Origin of the sequence: Leucobacter chromiireducens, from assembly GCF_051993095.1 — a bacterium.
Lineage (GTDB): Bacteria > Actinomycetota > Actinomycetes > Actinomycetales > Microbacteriaceae > Leucobacter > Leucobacter chromiireducens.
The window spans coordinates 2,048,464-2,069,874 of sequence record NZ_CP197024.1; the positions used below are offsets into that span (position 1 = coordinate 2,048,464).

The 21,411-nt window shown below is 68.9% G+C and carries 18 protein-coding genes; 7 read left to right on the top strand and 11 right to left on the bottom strand.

Annotated elements, in window-relative coordinates:
* Nucleotides 1-7 precede the first annotated feature (7 nt).
* From ACR81A_RS09225 to ACR81A_RS09260, 8 genes are all read right to left on the bottom strand, one after another.
* Nucleotides 8-937 carry a tyrosine recombinase XerC gene (locus ACR81A_RS09225; RefSeq protein ID WP_202381434.1) on the bottom strand — a complete coding sequence of 310 codons (930 nt, stop codon included), beginning with the start codon at nt 935-937 and terminating at the stop codon, nt 8-10.
* A gap of 4 nt (nt 938-941) precedes the next feature.
* Complete coding sequence (dprA, locus tag ACR81A_RS09230) at nt 942-2,309, bottom strand: DNA-processing protein DprA (protein ID WP_440311649.1); 1,368 nt, start codon at nt 2,307-2,309, stop codon at nt 942-944.
* The gene (locus tag ACR81A_RS09235; RefSeq protein ID WP_237462519.1) at nt 2,306-3,814 is read right to left on the bottom strand and encodes a YifB family Mg chelatase-like AAA ATPase; all 1,509 of its coding nucleotides are present in this window, start codon (nt 3,812-3,814) and stop codon (nt 2,306-2,308) included. Before ACR81A_RS09235 ends, dprA begins: the two co-directional genes overlap by 4 nt.
* A 41-nt stretch (nt 3,815-3,855) precedes the next feature.
* Nucleotides 3,856-4,263 (bottom strand): YraN family protein, encoded by a 408-nt coding sequence (locus tag ACR81A_RS09240; protein ID WP_202381386.1) that lies wholly within the window; start codon nt 4,261-4,263, stop codon nt 3,856-3,858.
* Nucleotides 4,264-4,409: 146 nt separating this feature from the next.
* Nucleotides 4,410-5,231, bottom strand: a complete 822-nt coding sequence (locus ACR81A_RS09245; protein ID WP_440311650.1) for a siderophore-interacting protein — start codon at nt 5,229-5,231, stop codon at nt 4,410-4,412.
* A 3-nt stretch (nt 5,232-5,234) separates the two neighbouring features.
* A complete protein-coding gene (locus ACR81A_RS09250; RefSeq protein WP_202381384.1) occupies nt 5,235-6,311 on the bottom strand; it encodes an iron-siderophore ABC transporter substrate-binding protein in 1,077 nt (358 codons plus the stop codon).
* A 45-nt stretch (nt 6,312-6,356) separates the two neighbouring features.
* Entirely contained in the window at nt 6,357-7,205 is an 849-nt protein-coding gene (locus tag ACR81A_RS09255; RefSeq protein WP_202381383.1) for a helix-turn-helix domain-containing protein, read from the bottom strand.
* 119 nt (nt 7,206-7,324) lie between these two features.
* Complete coding sequence (locus ACR81A_RS09260) at nt 7,325-7,648, bottom strand: DUF2469 domain-containing protein (protein ID WP_025133793.1); 324 nt, start codon at nt 7,646-7,648, stop codon at nt 7,325-7,327.
* A 111-nt stretch (nt 7,649-7,759) separates the two neighbouring features.
* Between ACR81A_RS09260 and ACR81A_RS09265 the strand changes: the two genes are divergently transcribed.
* The 5 genes from ACR81A_RS09265 (at nt 7,760) to ACR81A_RS09285 (ending at nt 16,526) form a co-directional block, all read left to right on the top strand.
* Nucleotides 7,760-8,521 (top strand): hypothetical protein, encoded by a 762-nt coding sequence (locus tag ACR81A_RS09265; RefSeq protein WP_202381382.1) that lies wholly within the window; start codon nt 7,760-7,762, stop codon nt 8,519-8,521.
* Nucleotides 8,508-10,202 (top strand): DNA polymerase Y family protein, encoded by a 1,695-nt coding sequence (locus tag ACR81A_RS09270; protein WP_202381381.1) that lies wholly within the window; start codon nt 8,508-8,510, stop codon nt 10,200-10,202. The genes ACR81A_RS09265 and ACR81A_RS09270 overlap by 14 nt, the downstream gene beginning before the upstream one ends.
* Before the next feature lie 41 nt (nt 10,203-10,243).
* On the top strand, nt 10,244-13,744 hold the full coding sequence (locus ACR81A_RS09275; protein WP_202381380.1) for an error-prone DNA polymerase: 3,501 nt from the start codon (nt 10,244-10,246) through the stop codon (nt 13,742-13,744).
* 39 nt (nt 13,745-13,783) lie between these two features.
* Complete coding sequence (locus ACR81A_RS09280; protein WP_202381379.1) at nt 13,784-15,100, top strand: nicotinate phosphoribosyltransferase; 1,317 nt, start codon at nt 13,784-13,786, stop codon at nt 15,098-15,100.
* Nucleotides 15,101-15,344: 244 nt separating this feature from the next.
* Entirely contained in the window at nt 15,345-16,526 is a 1,182-nt protein-coding gene (locus ACR81A_RS09285; RefSeq protein WP_202381378.1) for a Cmx/CmrA family chloramphenicol efflux MFS transporter, read from the top strand.
* A 307-nt stretch (nt 16,527-16,833) separates the two neighbouring features.
* On the opposite strand, the gene ACR81A_RS09290 is transcribed toward ACR81A_RS09285, so the two are convergent.
* From ACR81A_RS09290 to ACR81A_RS09300, 3 genes are read right to left on the bottom strand one after another with little or no spacing between them, the layout of a single operon-like run.
* A complete protein-coding gene (locus tag ACR81A_RS09290; protein ID WP_202381377.1) occupies nt 16,834-17,118 on the bottom strand; it encodes a DUF3039 domain-containing protein in 285 nt (94 codons plus the stop codon).
* 41 nt (nt 17,119-17,159) lie between these two features.
* A complete protein-coding gene (locus tag ACR81A_RS09295) occupies nt 17,160-18,725 on the bottom strand; it encodes a hypothetical protein (protein ID WP_202381376.1) in 1,566 nt (521 codons plus the stop codon).
* Nucleotides 18,695-19,762: an ATP-binding cassette domain-containing protein gene (locus ACR81A_RS09300; RefSeq protein WP_202381375.1), complete on the bottom strand. Its 1,068-nt coding sequence runs from the start codon at nt 19,760-19,762 to the stop codon at nt 18,695-18,697. Before ACR81A_RS09300 ends, ACR81A_RS09295 begins: the two co-directional genes overlap by 31 nt.
* A 36-nt stretch (nt 19,763-19,798) precedes the next feature.
* Between ACR81A_RS09300 and ACR81A_RS09305 the strand changes: the two genes are divergently transcribed.
* Nucleotides 19,799-20,620, top strand: a complete 822-nt coding sequence (locus ACR81A_RS09305; RefSeq protein ID WP_202381558.1) for an ABC transporter permease — start codon at nt 19,799-19,801, stop codon at nt 20,618-20,620.
* A 1-nt stretch (nt 20,621) separates the two neighbouring features.
* Nucleotides 20,622-21,395, top strand: a complete 774-nt coding sequence (locus ACR81A_RS09310; RefSeq protein WP_202381374.1) for an ATP-binding cassette domain-containing protein — start codon at nt 20,622-20,624, stop codon at nt 21,393-21,395.
* Nucleotides 21,396-21,411: the final 16 nt, after the last annotated feature.

Below are 21,411 nucleotides of genomic sequence, written 5' to 3' on the forward strand. Positions count from 1 at the left end.
GTTGCCGCTACGCCCGCGGGTGGGCTTGCCGATAGCGCTCCGCGAGCCGCTCGGTCGAGACATGCGTGTACACCTGTGTGCTGGCGAGGCTGGAGTGCCCCAGCATCTCCTGCACCACGCGCAGGTCGGCACCCCCGTTCAGCAGGTGGGTGGCTGCAGTATGCCGAAATGTGTGTGGGCCGCTCGGGCCCCCGCCTGGCTCCTGCTCGAGTTCTCGCGACACCAAGCGATACACAGCGCTCGGCGTCAACGGCGCACCCATCACCCCGAGAAAGAGCGCAGTCTCAGCGCTCGTTCCGCCGGCTGCTGGTTCTGCGCGCGTCGCGAGCGCCGGCCGCGCGGACCGCAGGTACGTGGTGAGGGCCCGATCCGCGGGGCCGCCGTAAGGCACGACCCGTTCCTTTCCGCCCTTGCCGAGCACACGAACGGTGCGTTCTCGCTGGTCGAGGCCCGCCGGGGTGAGCCCGCACAGTTCGGAGACACGCAGCGCAGTAGCGTAGAGCAGTTCGAGCACAGCGTGATCGCGCTGCGCATCAGGGTCGCCGCCGGCCGCACGCTGCTCGGCGCGCCTCAGAATGCGTCCGATCTGTTCGTCGCCGAGCACCCGTGGGAGCGCACGCGGTGCCTTGGGCGTGCGGAGGCGAGACGCCGGGTTTCCTGGAACGAGCTGCTTCGTCTCGAGCCAGCCGCCGAAGGACTTCAGCGTGGCGACGTTGCGTGCGAGTGTGCTCTGCGCGAGCCCACGCTGTTGCCGATCCCACAGCCAGGCACGCATGAGTTCCAGGTCGCACTCGGCGAGCTGGGTGGCCCCCGCGTCTGCCGCGAAGTCAGTGAAGTCGGCGAGGTCACGGCGGTACGCGCGAACGGTGTGCTCGGAGTACCCGTATTCTGCGTGCACCGCGGTGAGGAACGCTGCGGTGGCGCTCGTGAGATCCATGCCTCTATTGTCGCCGCTGCAGCGCCCACCGCGGGGGCGCGTCCCCCGGCGTTTCCCGTCGCACCGCGCTGCCGAGCAGCTCGAGCTCAACAAGTGCGCGTTGCGCTTCCCGAGGGTCGAGCCCTGCGAGCTGCGCCAGCCTTTCCGCGGTGCGAGAACCGCGCAGCGGAAGCGCGTCAAGTACTCTGCGGTGCGTCTCGGGCTGCCGCGGTTCGCTGTCATCTGCGGCCGCGTGCGTTTCGGTTTGTGTGAGTGACCATTCGCCGCCCCCGGCTTCGATGAGCTCCGTGAGATCACGCTCACCGGTGATGAGGGCTGCCCCGTACTCCTGCACGAGGCGGTGGCACCCCGCAGACGCCGCGCTCGTGATCGGCCCGGGCACAGCACCGAGTGGCCGCCCGAGCGTCGCGGCGTGACCCGCGGTATTGAGGGAGCCGGAGCGTGGCCCGGCTTCCGTGACAAGCGTTGCGTCGGCAAGCGCGGCGATCAAGCGATTGCGCTGCAAAAACCGCCACCGTGTCGGCGCAGCCCCGGGGACGAGCTCTGAGCACACGACCCCCTGCTCTCGCACACGCGCAAGCAGAGTGTCGTGAGCGGCCGGGTAGACGCGATCAGCTCCGCCCGCGAGCACGGCGACGGTGGGGCGCTCTGCGGCGAGCGCGGTGCGGTGCGCGACAGCGTCAACTCCGTAGGCTGCGCCAGAGACGATGACGCGTCCGCCCGCCACCGCGGCTGCTGCGAGCTCAGCGGTCACGTGCGCGCCGTAGCTCGTGCACGCGCGTGCGCCCACGATCGCGAGCGAGGGCGCGCTGAGGTGCGTTGGATTGCCGCGAACCCAGAGTAGGTGCGGCGTGTGTGCGCCAAGATCGTTGAGTTGCTGGGGCCACGCGGGGTGGGTGGGGGTCACCACGCGCATGCCGAGCTCGACAGCACGCTCGATGTCGGAACTCGCTGGGGTGTCAGCGATGCGGGGCCGCCATCTTCGCAGCGCAGCGGTGATGGCCGGGCCGCTCGGCGGCTCCCCCGCCGCCGCACTCCCTAAAGGGGCCTCTGTGCGGAGAAACCGCTCGTCGAACTCACGCGGGTGCGCCCCTCGCGCGACGAGGGCGAGCGCAGCGGGCGCGCCCAGCCATGCGATGAGGGTACCGGCGGTCGCATCGCCTGGTTCGGTGATGCGAGACCAGACGATTCGTGCGAAGAGTTCCGCGAGCTCGGCACTGGTGAGTGCGAGCTCTTCGTGGGGTGCTTCAGCGCGAGTCCCAGGTGCGGATGTAGCGTCGAGCCGCAGCTCGGGCAGTGCCCACAGCGTGTGGAGCTGAGCGCTCGTTACGGGGTCGGGCATCAGCGGCGTCGCGAGGTCGTGGCCGGTCACAGCACTCCTCCGCTTCGGAGCACGAGCGCCTGGGCGATCTGTTCGCGGCGCGGGCGTCCACCGCCTGCAAGGTCGGAGATGCTCCACGCGACGCGGAGCACTCTGTCGTAGCCGCGAAGGGTCAGCGCCCCACGGCTGAGCGCCCGGTCGAGGATCAGTGTGTCTGCGGCGGGAAGTTTGAGCGCGGAGGTGCGAAGCCAATCACCTGATACCTCAGCGTTCACGCGCCACCCGGTGCCGGCCAGTCGAGCTCGCGCGCTTGCCCGCGCCTCGGCAACCCGTGCGCGCAAATCCGCGCTCGTGAGCACGGGGCGCGGTGATTCGGGCTGTCTCGCACGGGAGACCCTTCGGAGCTCAAGCTGAAGATCCAGGCGGTCAGCAAGCGGACCCGAGATGCGTTGCTGGTATCGCACGCGTGCGCTCGGCGTGCACCGGCACGGCAGTTCGGGGTCCAGGGAGTTCGCGTTCCCGCAGGGGCACGGGTTCGCCGCGAGGATGAGTTGCACTCGCGCGGGAAGTGTTGCTCGGAGCTGGGCTCGATGGATTTCCACACGCCCAGATTCAAGAGGCTGCCGCAGCGCTTCCAGGACCGTTCGTGAGAACTCGGGGGCCTCATCGAGGAACAGCACGCCACGGTGGGCGCGGGTGAGGGCACCCGGGCGCACCGCGTTGCCGGCCCCGCCGCCGATGACCGCCGCGGCGGATGCGGTGTGGTGCGGGCTCTCAAACGGTGGAGTGTGAATCAGTCGTGTGACAGTGGCCCCGCTGCCGAGCGAGGCAATGCTGCTGACTTCGAGTGCCTCGTCGTCTGTGAGTTCGGGCAGGAGCGTCGGCAGCCGGGAAGCGAGCAGCGTCTTCCCAGCCCCGGGCGGCCCGAGCAGTGACAGGTGGTGCCGTCCCGCAGCGGCAACCGTGAGCGCGTCGATCGCGTCTTCCTGACCAACGATCTCTCGCACATCATTGTGCGTTTCGGCGGGTGGGAGCTGCCGCGTGCGGCGAGCGGGTCGGGTAACACGGCGCCCACACCCCGGCACGCCCCGGTGCCATCCCACCGCCTCACTCACATCACGCACTGCGATCACCTCGAGGTCTGGCACGAGCGCGGCCTCACTCGCTCCCTCTGCGGGCACCATCACCCGGGCGAAGCCGAGCGCCTGCGCCGCAATTGCGAGCGACAGGAGACCAGCGGGCCGGCGCACATCGCCGCCCAGCCCGAGTTCACCCAGGTGCGCGGTCTCGTGCAGGCGCGCACCGCTCAGGTGCCCGGAGACGGCGAGGACCGCCAGCGCGATTGCGAGGTCGAAGCCTGCGCCGTGCTTGGGGAGCGCTGCCGGGCGCAGGTTGACGGTCACGAAGCGGTCGGCGAGCGGCAGGCCCGCCTGCGCGGTCGCCGAGCGGACCCGCAGTTTTGCCTCGGCAAGAGCGGTGTCGGGCAGCCCAATGATCGCCATTCCCGGAAGTTGCTGCGACACCGCGGCCTCGACGGTGATGGCGGTTCCTTCCATGCCGGTGAGCGCAACAGATGAAGCCCGGTACACACCGCCGCTCACGCGACACCTCGCAGATGCTCGAGCCTGGGCCCCGCGTCTGCACGCAGCAGGATGCCGATTACGTCGATGCGCAGCCGCGCAGACACCTCCCCGCTGCCGCTCAGCCATTCGCCCAGGAGGAGCCGCAGCCGTGCCACTTTCTGCGGGGTCACCGCGGACAGTGGTGTGCCATAGCCGGTACCCCGCCGAGTTTTCACTTCAACCGCAACGAGCGTGTGCGCGGTGCGGACGATGAGGTCGAGCTCACCGCGCCGACCACGCCAGTTCCGCTCGAGAATCTCGTAGCCGTGCTCAGCGAGGTACGCTGCGGCGAGCGCTTCCCCGCGTGCGCCGAGCGCCTGGCTCTGCACGGCGCGAGCGGACCGGGCAGCTCGGGCTGACGACGCGGACAGTGTGGGATTCATTGGAGCACCTCCTGCCGCAATCATCGGCAGCGGGGTACCTGGCGTGAGGCCCGATCCCAATCTTGTGAAGAATTCGCACAGAATCGGCGTGGTGGCGGCCCTGTGAGCGGGTTGTCCCGCACACAGGGTGCACCCTCAACCTCGAGCTACAGCTTCGCCCGGTCGTACAGCGTGTAGATCTCGTCGAGTACGGCTTCTCGCGCGGTGCCTTCGACCTCGCGATACGCCGAGTACAGGTGGTCAAGCTGGGCGCGCACCTCGCCGCCCAGCGCATCGTGGCGTTCGTTCCAGGCGCGTTCGTTATCAGTCCAGTACCCCACCAGGTGCGTGTGCGCGGCGGGGAACCCGAGCGTCTTTCGCAAGTGCGACCGCACCCTCCGGGTCATGGCGGACTCTCCGGCGACCCACACCGTCTCGCTCCCGTCCGCGGCGAGCTCGGCGCGCACGCAGACGTCTGCCACCCGGCTCGCGTACGCGCCGTTCCCGCTCTCGTACAGCCAGTTCGCGCACACGATCCGCTCGGCCGCTGCCGCGGGGAGGCGCGCATCACTCGCATCAGCGACCTCGCAAAACAGCCGGATCTCGGTGTCGGGCCGAGCCTGTTCGATGATGCGCTCCACGGCAGGCAACGCGGTTGCGTCCGCCGCGAGGCCCCCCGCGTGGCGGACGAAGTCAATCGTCACCGCGCCCGCCGAGTGTGCGCGGACCGTGTACGTGCGCATCGGAGCAGGGTCAACCCCCGCCGCGAACTCCCACCCGCGCCCAACCGCCCTCGGAATCCGTGGCTCCTCACCGGGAACGTCGGGAAAGAACAGCCGCACGTACTCGTCAGGCGACCCTGTCGTGGGGTAGCCGGCGAGGTCGCTTCCGCCCAGCACCACTCGCATCATGCCGGGGCTCAGCACGGTCTTCTGGCACACTTCTGCGCGGTACACGCGCGCCGTCGGCGCATCCATCGTCGAGACCATGAACTACCGCTGCAGTGCGTCGGCGACCTCGGGCACGAACTCGTCAAGCACCCACGGCACCGACAGCACGGAGGGTGCGGCGACCGCCTGCGACACCTCGCGGTCGGTGAGCCACACCGCACGGTCGTTCGCGATCGGCTGCCATTTCCGGAAGAGGCTCTGCGCCAGCGCGAGGTCGACCTCATCCTGGTTGTTCACCAGCCCGAGGAACACGTCGGCCTCCACCTCGTCGATCTCTTCGAGACTCACGCCGAAGTAGAGCTCGTCGGGGAACTTCTGCGCCCGCTCAGCGACCTGGGGCGAGAGGGTCAGCCCGAGATCCTCGATGATTCCGATGAGCGAAGTGGTGGGCGCGTAGAACCCGACATCGGTTCCGCTCTCGCTCACGCCCGTGGAGTACACGAACGTCGACTCAGCGAACTCGGGATGCTCGGACCCGTGCTGGGCGATGTCCTGCTGCGTCTCAGCAACCAGTTGCTTGGCGAGCGCGGGACGACCGAGCGCCTCACCGATGAACTCGGTGTGCTCTTGCCAGTCGAGATACCAGGGCTTCTCCGGGTACGCGAGCGTGGGAGCGATCTCTGCGAGCCGCTCATACTGCACATCCGTGATGCCCGAGAAGGGTGCGATGATCGCGTCGGGCCGCAGCGCGAGGATCTGCTCGAAGTCAATCTCTCCCCCGCCCAGATCGGTGAGCGTTGCGGGGATCGGGGATCCCGCGCTCTCGACCGCCTCGCGGAACCAGGGCACGAGCCCGTCATCGTCGCCAGCCCAGCTGACCGGCACCGCGACCGGGGTGATGCCGAGTGCCACGGCGATGTCCTCGCTTGCCCAACCGATCGTCACAATGCGCTCCGGTGCTTTCTCAAGCGCAAAGGTGCCGAAGGCGTGCTCGAGCGACACGGGGAACGCTCCCGACTCAGCTTCGCTCACCACAAGCGATGACTCCGCAGGTGCTTCCGCCGCGGGCCGTTCCGAGGTGCACCCGGTGAGCACGAGGGAGGCTCCAAGCAGCAGCGCGAAAGCACCGCGGGCGTGGGCGCCCGGGCTTCTGCGTCGTTGGGTGGCAAGACGAGTCATGATTCTCCTAGCGATGTCCTGTTCACAGTGGTGAACAGTTCGAGCCTAGGAACGCGCGATGTTGCGGATCGCGCAGAACGTGTCTGATTCTGCGCATACCGCGGCGCACTCGCGCAGGTACGCGCCGGGAGTCTGCCCGAATTCCTGTCGGAAGGCTGAGACGAACGCGCTGGGCGAGTGGTACCCCACGCGCTTCCCCACCGTCGCGACCGGGAGCCCCTCTGCGAGCAACGACATGGCGGCGCCCACCCGCACCTGTCTACGCCAGCGCACGAAGCTCAGCTCCGTGGTTTCGGCGAAGGTGCGCGCAATCGTGCTGACGCTCGTCCCCGTGATGACCGACCACTGTTCGAGCGAGCGGTCATCTGCCGGGTCCGCAAGAATTGCGCGGGTGATCTGGCGGATTCGTGGATCGCTCGGCACCGGCAGGCCAGCGGCGTGCGTGTGCGAGTGACGCACCATATCGATACACACCTGCTGGGCGCGGAGCCGCTCGTCTGCTTCCATCCCTGTGTCGTTCAGGTATTGCAGCATTTCCATGAGCGCCCGGCTGAGCCGCACCTGAGTGGGCTGCTCGACGGAGAGCGCACGGAAGTAGGTCGCGCCAATGCGCGCGGAGCGCATCACCTGCGACGCGTGCACGGCGTTCGGGGGGACGAGAATCCCCCACCCCGGCCGGAGCACGTGGATGGCACCGTGGATGTTCACGTTCACCACACCGGAGACGACCCAGATGAGCTCGGCGACGCTGTGACTGTGTTCGAGCCAGCGTGCGCTCGACGGCTGCTCGCGCACCATCGTGGTGAGCAGAAACGGGTATGGGATCAGCTCTGCGGGATCCGAAATCCCGTGCACCTCAGCAGGGGCGGCGGGAGAAGGCGGCGCAGATGGCATGAAATAAGGCTAGCCTAAGTTTCATGCGATGATGACGTTCGGGCACACCGATAAGACCCGTTCGCCCAGCGCCCTTCACGCGGCACCAGGACACTCGAACCGCCTCGGCGGCCGTTCGGCTACTCGTCGAGCGCGAGCTCCTGCGGCAGCGAGAACTCGCGCGCCGAGAGCTCCTCGACATTCACATCCTTAAACGTGAGCACGCGTACCGACTTCACGAAGCGGTCGGCGCGGTACACATCCCACACCCACACATCGCTCATCGTCAGTTCAAAATAGAAGTCACTGCCGGCATCCTGCCGCTTCAGATCGACCTCGTTTGCCAGGTAGAACCGGCGCTCAGTTTCGACGACATAGCGGAACTGGCTCGCAATATCGCGGTACTCGCGAAACAGCGACAGCTCAGCCTCACGCTCGTAATCGTCCAGCTCGTCCTCATTCATCCCGTCCATCCTACGCCGTCCCGCCGAACGGCGCCCGACCGGGCGCAGGCGCGCAACACACGGGGTGCGAACGGGATTGACTTATTCGAACATATGTTCGAATATTGCTGCATGAATTCGACCGCGACCGTGCACTCGCTGCAGCAGCGCATCTCCGAGATGCAACCGCTGCGGCTGGACGAGCGCGCACTTCCCACCTCCGCGGGGCTCCGCTCGCTCCTCCCTGGCGGCGCACTCCGAGCGGGCGCAAGCTACACGGTGCGTGGCTCGCAGCAGCTCGCGCTGGCCTTTCTCGCCGCAGCCTCGGCTGCGGGCGCCTGGTGCGGCGTGATCGGGCTGCCGGCGTTCGGCGCGGAGGCCGCCGCGGCGCTGGGCATCGCACTCGACCGCTGCATCGTTATTCCCGAGCCGGGGGCCGAGGCGATCGGCCTTGCTGGCGCACTCAGTGAGGCGCTCACCGTGGTGCTCGTGCATACGCCCGCACGGCCTCGAGCCGGCGATGCTGAACGCATCGCCGCGCGCATGCGCGAGCACGGTTCAGCGCTGGTCGTTTCCGGTGACTGGCCCAACCCCGAAAGCGCCCTCAGCGTCACCGCCTCACGGTGGAGCGGTCTGGGGCACGGCGCGGGCATCCTCGCGACCCGCGAGCTCGCGGTCCAGTCGCAAGATCGGCGCGGGATCCGGCAGCACCGTGTCCGCTTCGCCGACGGTGCGGTGGCGGATCGTGCGGTGGCGGATCGTGCCGTGGTCGAGCAGGTACACGTACCGGGCGCGCAGCTTCCCGCGGCAGGTGCGCCGAAGCTGCGCGCGGTCCCAGATCTCCGGGCGGGTGCTAGCGTCGGCGCGGGTGAGGAGCATCATGCCCGCGGCTGAACGAGTGCTGGTGCTGTGGATCCCCGACTGGCCGATCCACGCGCACCTCCGCGACCGCGCGGCGCAGGCGCGCAGTGCGGCAGCGCAGGGGCTCCCCGCCGCGGAGCCCGGCGCGGCGACGGACATGGCTGACGCGGCTCCCGAGGTCAGCCCGTCCTCGCCGACGGGAGCAGCGCCGCAGTGGCCTGCGCTCGCGCTCGTCGCGAACCACCGCGTCGTGGCGTGCTCCCCAGCCGCTCGCGCTGAGGGGGTGCGGGCTGGGCTGCGCGAGCGCGAGGCGCAGGCGCGCTGCCCCTCGCTTGAGGTGCATGCGCACCGCCCCGAGGCCGATGCACGAGAGTTCGCACCGGTGCTCACCGCAATCGAGCAGCTCGTGCCCGGCGTCGAACCGCGCAGGCCCGGGCTCAGCGCGATGCGTGTGCGCGGCCCCGCGCGCTACTACGGGGGCGAGGAGCCCGCCGCCACCGCGCTTCTGCAGCTCGCAGCCGAACTCGGCTTCGACGACGCACGCGTAGGCATCGCCGACGGCATCTTCGCGGCAGAGCAGGCCGCGCGCTCGGCGGCTGAAGCGCCAGGGCTCTCGCCGGCTGGGCCGGGGATCATGATCGTGCCGCCCGGCCAGGCGCCCGCGTTCCTCAGCGCGCTGCCGGTGTCGCGCGCCGCGCCACGCGATTTCGCCGAAGTGCTGCATGGCCTCGGCATCCACACGCTCGGCGCTTTCGCCGCGCTCCCCGAGGAGGCGGTGCGCCAGCGGTTCGGTGCGAACGGGATCGCGGTGCACCGCCGCGCAACCGCCGCGGGCCCCGGCCACGGCGCCGAGCTCCGACCACGTACACCCGCGCGGGAGTTCACGGTGGAGCTCGCGTTCGAACCCCCGATCGCCACCGCTGAGCAGCTCGCCTTTGCGTGCGCCGCGCTCGCCGAGCAGTTCGTGTCCGGTTTCACTGCGGAGCGGCTCGTGTGCACCGCGCTCCGCGTTGAGCTCACCGACGATATCGGCGTGCATCACGAACGCGAGTGGGCGCACCCACGCCACTTCACCGCGACGGACGTGCTCGGGCGCATCCGCTGGCAGGCCTCCGGGCTCTCGCACGACGCGGAGCGCGGCGGGGCCGGTATCACGCTCGTGCGCCTCACCCCCACGCACACCGACCGGGCTGCGGCGCACGAGCCGGGGCTCTGGAACACGGAACCCGACGAACGCGTGCACCATCAGCTCAGCCGCGCGCAGAGCCGACTGGGGCACACCGCGGTCGGCACGATGCAACTCGGCGGCGGCAGGTTGCTGCGCGACCGCCAGCGCCGGGTGCCCTGGGGAACTCGGCACGCCGACGCCACGGGACACGCCTCAGCGGCTGGGCCGTGGCCGGGTGCACTTACCGGCCCAGCGCCTAGCCTGGTCTTCACCACCCCGCTCCCCGCTGAGCTCCGCGATCGCGCGGGCACGCTCGTGCGTGTCGACGCGGAGGATCTCCTCACCACGGATCCGGCGCAGCTCACCGTAGCGCACACGGTGCTGCCCACCCCCGTGCAGGGGTGGTCGCCCCCGTGGCCGCTCCGCGAGCACTGGTGGGAGGGCGCGCCCCCACGCTTCCGGCTGCAGGTTGAGCTCAGTAACGGCGATGCGTGGCTGCTCTATACCGAGGCCGGCGGCTGGTTTGCCGAGGGCCGCTACGACTAGTTCTCCCGCGGTACCGGGAGGCAGACAGAAAAGGACACGCAATGGGGTGGAACAATCCACCGCTCCCCTGGGCGGAGCTGGAGCGCACGCTCTCCGGCCGATCCCGCCCAGCAGGCACTGAGCGGAGCGCCGGGGATGCGCGCGGTGGGCGCCCAGCGCCGCCGCCCAGCGCGGCCCCGCCGCCCGACCGGGCGAGCGAGCGAGACCCCGCGCTGCCACACGTCCCGTACGCGGAACTCCATGCGCACTCCCACTTCAGCTTTCTCGACGGAGCGTCCTCCCCGGAAGAGCTCATAGCTGAGGCCGCCACGCTGGGCCTCGAGGGGATCGCGCTCACCGACCACGATGGACTGTACGGGGCTGCCGCGTTCGCCGACGCCGCCGAGCTTGCCGGACGCCGCGCCGCCGCCGGAACCACCCCACCTCTCACGGTGTACGGCGCAGAGCTCTCGCTCGGCCTTGATGCACCGCAGCTCGGCGCCACCGATCCCATGGGCACGCACCTGCTCGTCCTCGCGCAGGGAACGAGCGGCTACCACCGGCTCGCGGGTGCCATCACCGAGGGGCAGCTGAGCGGTGGCGAAAAGGGGCGCCCGACCTACGCGCTCGACGAGCTTGCCGCGCAGGCGGGCGGTGAGTGGGCGATCCTCACGGGATGCAGAAAGGGTGCAGTGCGCAAGGCGCTCGCTGCGGGCAGTACCCGCGCTGACGAGGAGGATCGCGCTCGCGCGGAGTTGCGCAAACTCACCGAACTCTTTGGTAGCGAACACGTGTTTGTGGAGCTCACCGATCTCGGGCACCCGGGAAACGATGTGACCAACGCGCGTCTCACCGCGCTCGCGGCTGAGTTCCACCTGCCCACACTCGCCACGGGCAATGTGCACTACGCGAGTGCGGCAGAGGCACCGCTCGCGGAGGCGATGGCAGCCGTGCGTGCGCGGCGCAGCCTCGACGAGCTCGACGCGTACCTCCCGGCCTCCGGCGCGGCGCGGCTCCGCTCCGGCGCAGCGCAGCTCCGCCGTTTCGCGCGCACACCCCACGCGGTGGCTCGCACCGTGCCGCTCGCGCAGACCCTCGCGTTCTCGCTCCGCGCGGCTCGACCGCGGCTCCCCCAGCTTCCCCTCCCACCCGGCGAGACCCAGATGAGCTGGCTGCGGCGCCTCGTCTGGGAGGGTGCCGAGCGCCGCTACGGCAGCATCAGCGACCCGGTGCGCGAGCGCCTGGAGCGCGAGCTCACCGTCATCGAGGAGAAGGACTTCCCCGGGTACTTCCTGATCGTCCACGACATCGTGCAGGAAGCCCGCCGCCGCGGCATCCTCTGCCAGGGGCGCGGCTCCGCGGCGAACTCCGCGGTGTGCTTTGTGCTCGGCATCACCGCCGTCGACTCGATCCGCTACGACCTCCCCTTCGAACGATTCCTTTCGAGCATGCGTGACGAGGAGCCCGACATCGACGTCGACTTCGATTCAGAGCGGCGCGAGGAGATCATCCAGTACGTCTACGACAGCTACGGCAGGCGCAACGCGGCCCAGGTCGCAAACATCATCAGCTACCGCCCGAAGGCCGCGATCCGCGACGCGGCGAAGGCGCTCGGGTACGGGCCGGGCCAGCAGCGGGCGTGGACGAAAGCGATGGAGCGGTGGCGCGCCATCGAGGAAGACCCAGACAGCCCGATCCCGCTCCCGGTCCAGCGCCTGGCGCAGCAGTTTCTCACGGCGCCCCGTCACCTCGGCATCCACTCGGGTGGCATGGTGCTCACGGAGCGCCCGGTCGGTGAGGTCTGCCCCATCGAGCACGCGCGCATGGAGCGCCGCACCGTGCTCCAGTGGGACAAAGAGGGCTGCGCGAGCATGGGCCTCGTCAAGTTCGATCTGCTCGGCCTCGGCATGCTGAGCGCGCTGCAGAAGAGCATGGACCTCATCGCCGATGCGACGGGTGAACGGTGGACCCTCGAGACCGTGCCGAAAGAAGAGCCGGGCGTCTACGACATGCTGTGCCGCGCCGACGCGATCGGCGTCTTCCAGCTGGAGAGCCGCGCGCAGCTCAACACGCTCCCCCGGCTGAAGCCGCGCAGCTTCTACGACCTCGTGATCGAGATCGCCCTGATCCGCCCCGGCCCCATCCAGGGCGGCGCCGTGCACCCCTACCTGCGGCGGCGCAACGGCACCGAGCCCGTCACGTACTCGCACCCGAAACTCGAGAAGGTGCTCAAGCGCACGCTCGGCGTGCCGCTTTTCCAGGAGCAGCTCATGCAAATGGCGATGGCGGTGGGCAACTGCTCCGCAGAAGACGCTGACCTACTGCGCCGCGCCATGGGGTCGAAACGCGGTGAGGAGCGTATCGACGCGCTCCGCGACACGCTCTTCGCCGGGATGGCGAGCAACGGGATCGTGGGCGAGGACGCACAGCACCTGTATGACCAGATTCAAGCGTTCGCGAGCTTCGGCTTTGCCGAGAGCCACTCGATCAGCTTTGCGCTGCTCGTCTATGTCAGCTCCTGGTTCAAACTGCACTACCCCGGGGCGTTCCTTGCCGGCCTGCTCCGCTCCCAGCCGATGGGGTTCTACGCCCCGCGCACCCTCGTCGCCGACGCGCGTCGCCACGGCGTCGAGATCCGTCCGGTCGATGTGCAGCGCTCCGGCGCGCTCTCCGGCCTCGAGGCCCGCGCCGATCCCGCTGCGGGCGCAACGGGATCGGGATCAGCGCGCACCGCAGCCGACGCCGGTTGCACCGCCGATGAGCCCGTCCGCGCGCTCGCGCCCCACGAGGCCGATGCGACCGTTCCCCCGTTCGAGCCGGGCCTGCCCGACACGAGTGGGGCCCACCGCAGGGATGGCGCCTTCGCCGTGCGGCTCGGACTCGCCGAGATCCGCGGCATCGAAACCGCCACCGCGGAGCGCATCGTGCGAGCGCGCGAGGCCGGCCCGTTCCTCGACCTCGCCGACCTTGCGCGCCGCGCAGACCTCGACCGCACCCGCATCGAGGCGCTCGCGGCGGCGGGTGCCTGCGACAGCCTCGGCGTGAGCCGCCGCGAGGCGCTCTGGTCTGCCGGGCCCGCCGCCGACAACCGCGAGCGCTTCCTCCCCGGCATCGCCGTGCATGTGCAGCCGCCGCTGCTTCCCGTGCTGAGCCGAGAAGAACAGACCACCCTTGATCTCTGGAGCACTGGCATCGCGACGGGCGACCACCCGCTCGCACTGCTGCGGGAGGAGCTCGATGCCCGCGGCATCACCCGCTCCGACCGCACCCGCCACACGCCACCGGGAACGCAGATCAGCGTTGCGGGACTCGTCACGCACCGTCAGCGCCCCAGCACCGCGGGCGGCATCACCTTCCTCACGGTGGAGGACGAGGTGGGCACGGTGAACATTGTCACGTTCGCGCAGGTGTGGCAGCGCAACCGGCTCGTCGCACGGTCAGCACCTGCGCTCATCGTGCGTGGCATGCTTGAGCGCTCCCCCGAGGGCGTCGTTAACGTCATCGCCGAGAGCTTTGCGCCGCTCGCGGCGCCCGCCAGCGTGCGCTCGCGGGACTTCCATTGAAACCCCTGGTGCGGCCCATTCTGCGGCTATGCTGGCGACGTGAACCCTTCAACGGCACTGCTCACTGACCACTACGAGCTCACCATGGTGGACGCGGCACTCCACGCCGGCACCGCCGAACGTCGCAGCATGTTCGAACTCTTCGCCCGACGCCTCTCCGGCGCCCGCCGCTACGGCGTCGTCGCGGGCACCGGCCGCCTGCTCGAGGCGATCCAGCACTTCCGCTTCGGCGACGAGGAGCTCGACTTTCTGCGCGAGCACCGGGTGGTCACCGATCGGACGCTCGACTGGCTCGCCAACTACCGGTTCAGCGGCGATATCTGGGGCTACCCCGAAGGCGAGGTGTTCTTCCCGGGCTCCCCGCTCCTCACCGTCGAGGCAAGCTTCGCCGAGGGTGTGCTGCTCGAGACGCTCGCGCTCAGCATTCTGAACGCAGACTCCGCGGTCGCCACCGCGGCTTCCCGCATGCGCCACGCCGCCGCGGGCAAGCCGCTCGCCGAGATGGGTTCGCGCCGCACGGGTGAGTACAGCGCGGTCGCTGCCGCACGCGCCGCCTACATCGCGGGCTTCAGCGCGACCTCCAACCTCGAGGCTGGCCGTAGCCACGGCATCCCCACGATGGGCACCGCCGCACACAGCTTCACCCTGCTGCACGACAGCGAGCGCGCGGCCTTCGAAGCGCAGGTGGCCACCCTCGGCACCGACACCACGCTGCTCGTCGACACGTACGACATCGAGCAGGGCGTGCGCACCGCCATCGAGGTTGCCGGCACCGAGCTCGGCGCCGTGCGCATCGACTCGGGCGACCTGCCCGTGGTGGTGGCCCGCGTGCGCGAGTTGCTCGACGAGCTCGGTGCAACGCAGACGCGCATCACCGTAACGAACGACCTCGACGAGTACACCGTTGCCGCCCTCGCGGCCTCGCCCGTGGACAGCTTCGGCGTCGGCACCTCCGTGGTAGTCGGCTCTGGCACCCCGACGATGGGCATGGTGTACAAGCTCGTCGCGCATCAGGACGACTCGGGCGAGTGGATCCCGGTCGCAAAGAAGTCCGCGGATAAGGCATCCGTCGGCGGACGCAAGAGCGTGCGTCGCGCGCACACCCCGCGCGGCGTTGCCCGCGCCGAACTGATCTACCTGGGCGACGGGCCCGCGGGCACCACCGAGGGCGAGGCAGGCGACGGCCGCGAGGTGCTCGTGCCGTTCGTCGTGGCTGGCGAGCTGCAGCCCGGCCACACCGGAGCCGACGGGATCGCCGCGGCTCGCGAGCGCCACACGCTGCGCGTCTCCGAGTTGCCACCCGTCGCGATGAGCCTCACCCGCGGCGACCCTGCGATCCCCACCGAGTACCGCTAGCTGTTGCGGGCAATGGGGGTGCTGACGTTCCTCGAAGGTCCCCGCGCAGACGGGTACGATGGTCTCTATGTCGAGCCCTGAATCGGACACTCAGGGGCTTTCGGTCACGCCGTCAGCCCCTCACCTCCGCCAAGCCCCTAGCTGATTGCACGCTACGCGCAGCATGTCCTTCGGGCGTCCTTGAGGCGCTGACCGTGGTGACGAGACGTTCTCTTGTTCGTTCTCTCGCTTCGGAGCTATCTCGATGCCTTTCGCTCTCTATCTTCTTGCCCTGGTGGTCTTTGCCATGGGCACTTCCGAATTCATGCTCGCCGGTCTCGTACCCGACATCTCTACGTACTTCGGAGTTTCCGTGGGGGCCGCTGGTCTCCTGACATCGGCGTTCGCCGCAGGGATGGTGATCGGTGCACCAGCGATGGCCGCGCTCACTCGTCGCCTCCCGGTGAAAGCGACACTCCTGGGTTGCGTGATCGTATTCGCGCTGTCCCACGTCGTCGGGGCGCTCACGCTGGATTTCACTGTTCTGTTCATCACGCGCGTAATCGCGGCGATCGTGAATGCAGGCTTCCTGGCGGTCGCGTTGGGAGCGGCGACGAGACTCGTAGCGCCCGACGCCAAAGGTCGAGCCGTGGCGGTTCTGCTGGCGGGTACCACCGTCGCCACCGTCGCAGGTGTACCCGCAGGTGCGCTGCTTGGGACGGCACTCGGCTGGCAATCGACGTTCTGGGCGATCGCACTTCTCTGCGTCCCCGCCGCGATCGGCATCGCTGTGGGCTTCAGCTCTGAAGCCCACGACTCATCAAAGGAGGAGCCATCCTCGACCTCGCTGCGTGTGGAACTGGCGCAGCTGGCATCCCTGCGCCTCGTTCCAACGATGCTGCTCGCCGCCCTGGTGAATGCCGGCACCTTCGCCACGCTCACCTTTCTCGCGCCGATCGTTACGGACACCGCCGGCCTGAGCCAGTGGTGGGTACCGGTGGCCCTTGTGCTCTTCGGTGTCGGCTCCTTCATTGGTGTCACCGTTGCAGGACAACTCTCGGATGCCCGACCCAGGATCGTCATCGTGGGCGGTTGCAGCGTTCTCGTGCTCGGGTGGGTCGCGCTGGCGCTCTGTGCAACGAACCCCGTTGCCCTGCTCGGGCTCGTATTCCTTCAGGGAGTGGTGGGGTTCGCCGTCGGGAGCACGCTGATCACGCGAGTGCTCTATGCCGCGGCGGGTGCACCCACCATGGCGGGGTCATACGCGACCGCGGCACTCAACATTGGTGCGGCTGCCGGTCCCGTGCTCGCCTCTGCCGCACTCAGCGTTATCCCGGGAGCACTCGGACCCGTTTGGGTAGCTGTGCTCGCGAGCGCCACGGCACTGCTGCTCGCAGTTCCGCTTATTCGGCTGATTGCCTCCGTCGAGAGCGAGGCGGTCAAGTGACGCACGCAAACTCGTCGCTGACGGCCGAAGGTCGTCGTCGCACCATCACCCGGCTCCTCGCGCAGCGGGGCCTGAACCAGCGCAAGTTTATTGACCCCAACGGGGAGGTGAACCAGCAAAGGCAGCGAGAAAGCCGTCACTGCCGTCGCGTTCCTCGGGCGTGCAAGAGCTTGGTTCGCTGAGCATGGCATCGCCGGGATCGAGCGCGTCGTGACCTCATACAGCTCGCCCGTACGACGAAGGGCCGCGATCCAGAATCTTGCTCTGGATCGCGGCCCTTCATCGTGTGCGGCGCCTCGGGCGCGCGCTACTTGCGCATGCGCTCGTAGACCTTCTTGCAGTCGGGGCACACGGGGAACTTCTCGGGATCCCGTGACGGCGTCCACTTCTTCCCGCAGAGCGCGCGGACGGGCTTACCCGTCATCGCCGACTCGAGGATCTTGTCCTTCGGAACGTAGTGCGAAAACCGCTCGTGGTCGCCATCCTCGATCTGCGAATCCTCGAGCAGCTTCTCAAGCTCGCGGTCGAGCACATCGGTGCCACCGGCGGGGCTCCCGGAGGAGTCGGAATCGCTGCGCGTAAAGAAACCCATGCCTCGATTGTAAACCTGCTCGCTGTGCGGCAACAGCCGGTTTAGTCGTAGACCTGCGTAACGCCAATCAGCTCCGGGCCGCTCCGATCGAAGATGCGCCCCCCGATGAGGATGCCGAGCACGAGGATCAACAGACCGTAGCCCGCACCGAAGAACGCGGCCCAGAGGTTGTCCCCCAGCGCCACGTCGGTGATCGCGGTGACCGCGAACCACACGGCGGGGATCGAGAGCAGGATCGCAGCAATCATCGACAGCGTCTGCGCAAGGCCGGAACCCGAGCCTGACCACTGCGGCTGCACGAAGGGGCTGTCGCCCGGTCGCGTAGTGGGGTACGGCATCATTACGGAGAAGATGCTCGAGACGCCGGCCGATACGAAGAGCACACCGAGGTTCATGCCGACCACCGCGGGCAGCACCCGCCAGTCGCCCATCACCGTCACGGTGATGCTCGAACCGATGAGCGCGAGCGGCACACCAAGCAGCAGCACGGGCGCGAGGCGGCCAGCGCGATCGGCGGCACCGCGAGTCCCGCTCGCCACGTGCTCCCAAATCGCGGTGGAGTCCATCGCAACGTCGTTGTGCTGCGACCAGCCGAGCAGCAGCAACACGATGGGCAGCGGCACGAGCGCAAGCCCCTCGAGCGGCACACCGGCGACCCAGAGCGCGAGCAGAATGAAGATCGGGGCGATCGGGATCGCGAAGAGCGCGACGCGATACCGCGGATCCCGCGCCCAGTAAGTGAGGAGCCGGGCGGCGATTGCGGGCGCCGGGCGGGCCGGGAAGCGCTCGAACCAGCCCAGACCGCTGCGCGCCACATCGGGGTCGATGGGTCGCTCAATGCGCGTGAGCGAGGCGCGCACGATCGCAAACCAGACGAGGCAGAGCACGAGAATCGCGGCGCCCACAACGGCCAGGCGACCAAGCGCCGCCGCTGGATCAGCACCGAGCGCAAGCGCCGCGAACGGCGCGCCGAAGGGCGTCCATCCGAGCACGTCCGCGAGATCGCCCGCAGAGTCGAAGCCACCGTCACGCGTCGTCGAGGCGATCGCGAACACCGCGACCGGCAGCGCGGCAACCAGCAGCACCGCGCCGATGGTCCGCACGAGGCCCTCGTAGCGGTCTCCCACCAGCAGCTTCGCAAGCGCGGAGGTGACCCGAGCGCTCACTACGGCCAGCAGCGCCGCAAGCAGCAGCGCAACGGGGGCGAGCCAGGCGGGATCACGCCACTCGGGGCGGAACACCGCGAGCGCGAGCAGCCAGAGCGCGAGCAGGAAGAACGGCCAGCTCACCACAGTGGTGGCGAGGAGCGCACCGCCAATGCTGCCCGGGCCCGCAGGCAGGCCGCCGAACTGCCGCGGCTCCAGGTGCCCACGGTTTGCGAAGAACGGCACGAGCAGGATCGCGCCGAGCACGATTGCCCCGAAGGAGATGTCCACCACAGCGCGGTCGTGCTGCGCCGGAATGAACCACGCGGGCGCCGCCGCGGCGACGACCGCGAGGGCTGCGAGCACGACGGCTCCGGCAATAGTGCGCGTGACCCGTCCGAACGGACCGCGCAGCGCACCGCCGAGCAGCGCTACTCGGAGTCGGAAGAGCCGTGCAGCCATTCGAGCCCCTTCTGCGTATCGCTCATGCCGGTCAGCTTCGTGAAGCGCTCCTCCAGGCTCAGGCCATCGCGCACCGCGTCGACCGTGCCTTGCGCGATCACGCTGCCATCAACGATGATCGAGACGTGGTCACACACGCGCTGGATCAGATCGAGGCTGTGGCTCGACATGACGACGCTCCCGCCGCCCGCGACGTACTTCTCGAGGATCTCGGTGACGTTTGCGGCAGACACCGGGTCGATCGTCTCGAACGGCTCATCGAGCACGAGCACCTCGGGCGCGTGGATCATGGCGCATGCGAGGGCGATCTTCTTCTGCATGCCCGCCGAGTAGTCGGACACCAGGCGCCCGAGTGCGGACTCCAGGCCAAAGGCCTCAGCGAGTTCCGCGGAGCGCTTGGCCACCGCTGCCTCGTCGACTCCAGCGAGGACGCCCGAGTAGTAGAGCAACTGCGCGCCCGTCAGCCGGTCAAAAAGTCGCAGCCGGTCGGGCAGCGAGCCGATGAGGCGCTTCGCCGCGGGGCCGTCGGTCCACACATCAACGCCGCTCACCGTCACTCGGCCGGAGGTGGGGCGCAACAGGCCGCTGATCATCGACAGCGTCGTGGTCTTTCCGGCGCCGTTCGGTCCCACAACTCCCGTGAACGAGCCCGCGTGCACCTGCAGCGAGACCTCGTTGGCGGCGACGACGGGTCCGTACGTCTTCGTGAGCATCTCGGTGCTGAGTACCACGGGGTTCTGCTCCGCCAGGCGACCCCGCTCGCGGGCACGCACCACTGAGGGCACGGGCACCTGAATGCGGCCGGTGCGGGGCGCCGCCTCGGCGGCGCGCTCTGCTGCGGGCTCAGGCGCCGGCGTCGCAGCCGGCTCAGCGGCGGGCGCTGCCGCGGGAGCCGGCGCTCCAGCGGCGCGGCTCGGACGAACTCGGGCTGCGCTGAGCGGCGCTGCCGCAGGATCTCCCTCGAAAACCGGAGCGCTCGACGCCGAGTTCTCTGCGGGCTCGGGTGAGGACGGTACTTCTGGAGTTACGGGCGGCACGTGAACCAATTTATCAAATCTGGAGCGCAGCGCGGCATGCGCGCCGGGATTCGCGAAAAGCGGCAGAATAGTCGTGTGAACTCTGCCCCACGACCGCCGCGCGCGAACGCCTGGTCTTCGCTCTGGTTGCTGACCAGGCGTGACCTGAAGGTGCGGTACTCAACGTCCCTTCTCGGGTACCTGTGGTCGATCCTCGACCCGCTCCTTATGAGCCTCATCTATTGGTTCGTGTTCACGCAGGTGTTCCAGCGTTCCGTGGGCGAAGAGCCGTACATCGTGTTCCTGCTCACGGCACTTCTCCCCTGGGTGTGGTTCAACGGAGCGATCTCAGATTCAACCCGCGCCTTCCTGCGCGACGTGAAGCTGGTGCGCTCCGTCGCCCTGCCGCACTGGATCTGGGTGGGGCGCATTGTGTGCTCAAAGGGCATCGAGTTCTTGCTCAGCCTCCCCGTGCTCGTGCTCTTCGCCGTGTTTTCGGGCGCGCAGGTGGGCTGGGGGCTGCTCCTCTTCCCACTCGCGGTCGTGCTGCACGCCACGCTCACGCTCGGCCTCGGCCTCATCATCGCCCCGCTCGTCGTCTTCTTCCGCGACCTCGAGCGCGCGGCAAAGCTGATCCTGCGCGTGCTGTTCTACGCCTCGCCCATCATCTACGGCGCGGCCGATCTCCCCGAGTTCGCTCGGCCACTCGCGTGGCTCAACCCACTCTCGGGCATCTTCGCGCTCTTCCGCGCGGGGTTCTTCCCCGACCAGCTGAACTGGCTGCTCGTTGCCACCTCGGCGGGGATCAGTGTGCTGCTGCTCGTCGTCGGCATTCTCGTGTTCCGCCGCACCATCGGCGGCGTCCTGAAGGAGCTGTGACGTGACTGAGCATCAGACGAGTGACACCTCGCCCGGCGCGGAGACGATCATCACGGCCGATGGCCTCGGCGTCCGCTTTCGCCGCAACCGTGGCTCGCGCCGCAGCTTCAAGGACCTCTTTGCAAGCCGCGCCCGGCGCAGTCGCACTGGGGAGTTTTGGGCGCTGCGCGATGTCTCGTTCACGGTCACGCGCGGCGAGGCGATCGGCGTCGTCGGCCGGAACGGGCAAGGCAAGTCAACACTGCTCAAGCTCGTGGCCCGCGTGCTCTTCCCAGATGAGGGGCGCGTCACCGTGCGCGGCGGCGTCGCCCCACTCATCGAGATCACCGGCGGCTTCGTGGGCGATCTCACGGTGCGCGACAACGTGCAGCTCACGGGCGGCCTCCACGGCCTCAGCAAGCGCCAGATCGCCGAGCGCTTCGACTCGATCATCGAGTTCGCCGGCGCCGAGGACGTGATCGATACCCCGTTCAAGCACCTGTCGAGCGGCATGAAGGTGCGCGTCGCGTTCTCCGTAATCTCGCAGCTCGACGAGCCGGTACTGCTCGTTGACGAGGTGCTTGCCGTGGGCGACAAGGCATTCCGTGCGAAGTGCTATCGCCGCATCGAAGAGTTGCTTGCGGAGGGCAAGACCCTCTTCCTCGTCTCGCACAACGAGCGCGATCTCCTGCGCTTCTGCTCGCGAGGGCTCTACCTCAACGGCGGCAAGCTGGTGCTCGACGGCCCCATCGATGAGGTCGTCGCGAAGTACAACGCCGATCACCCCGCCGGCTAGCCGTCAGCTGAACGTT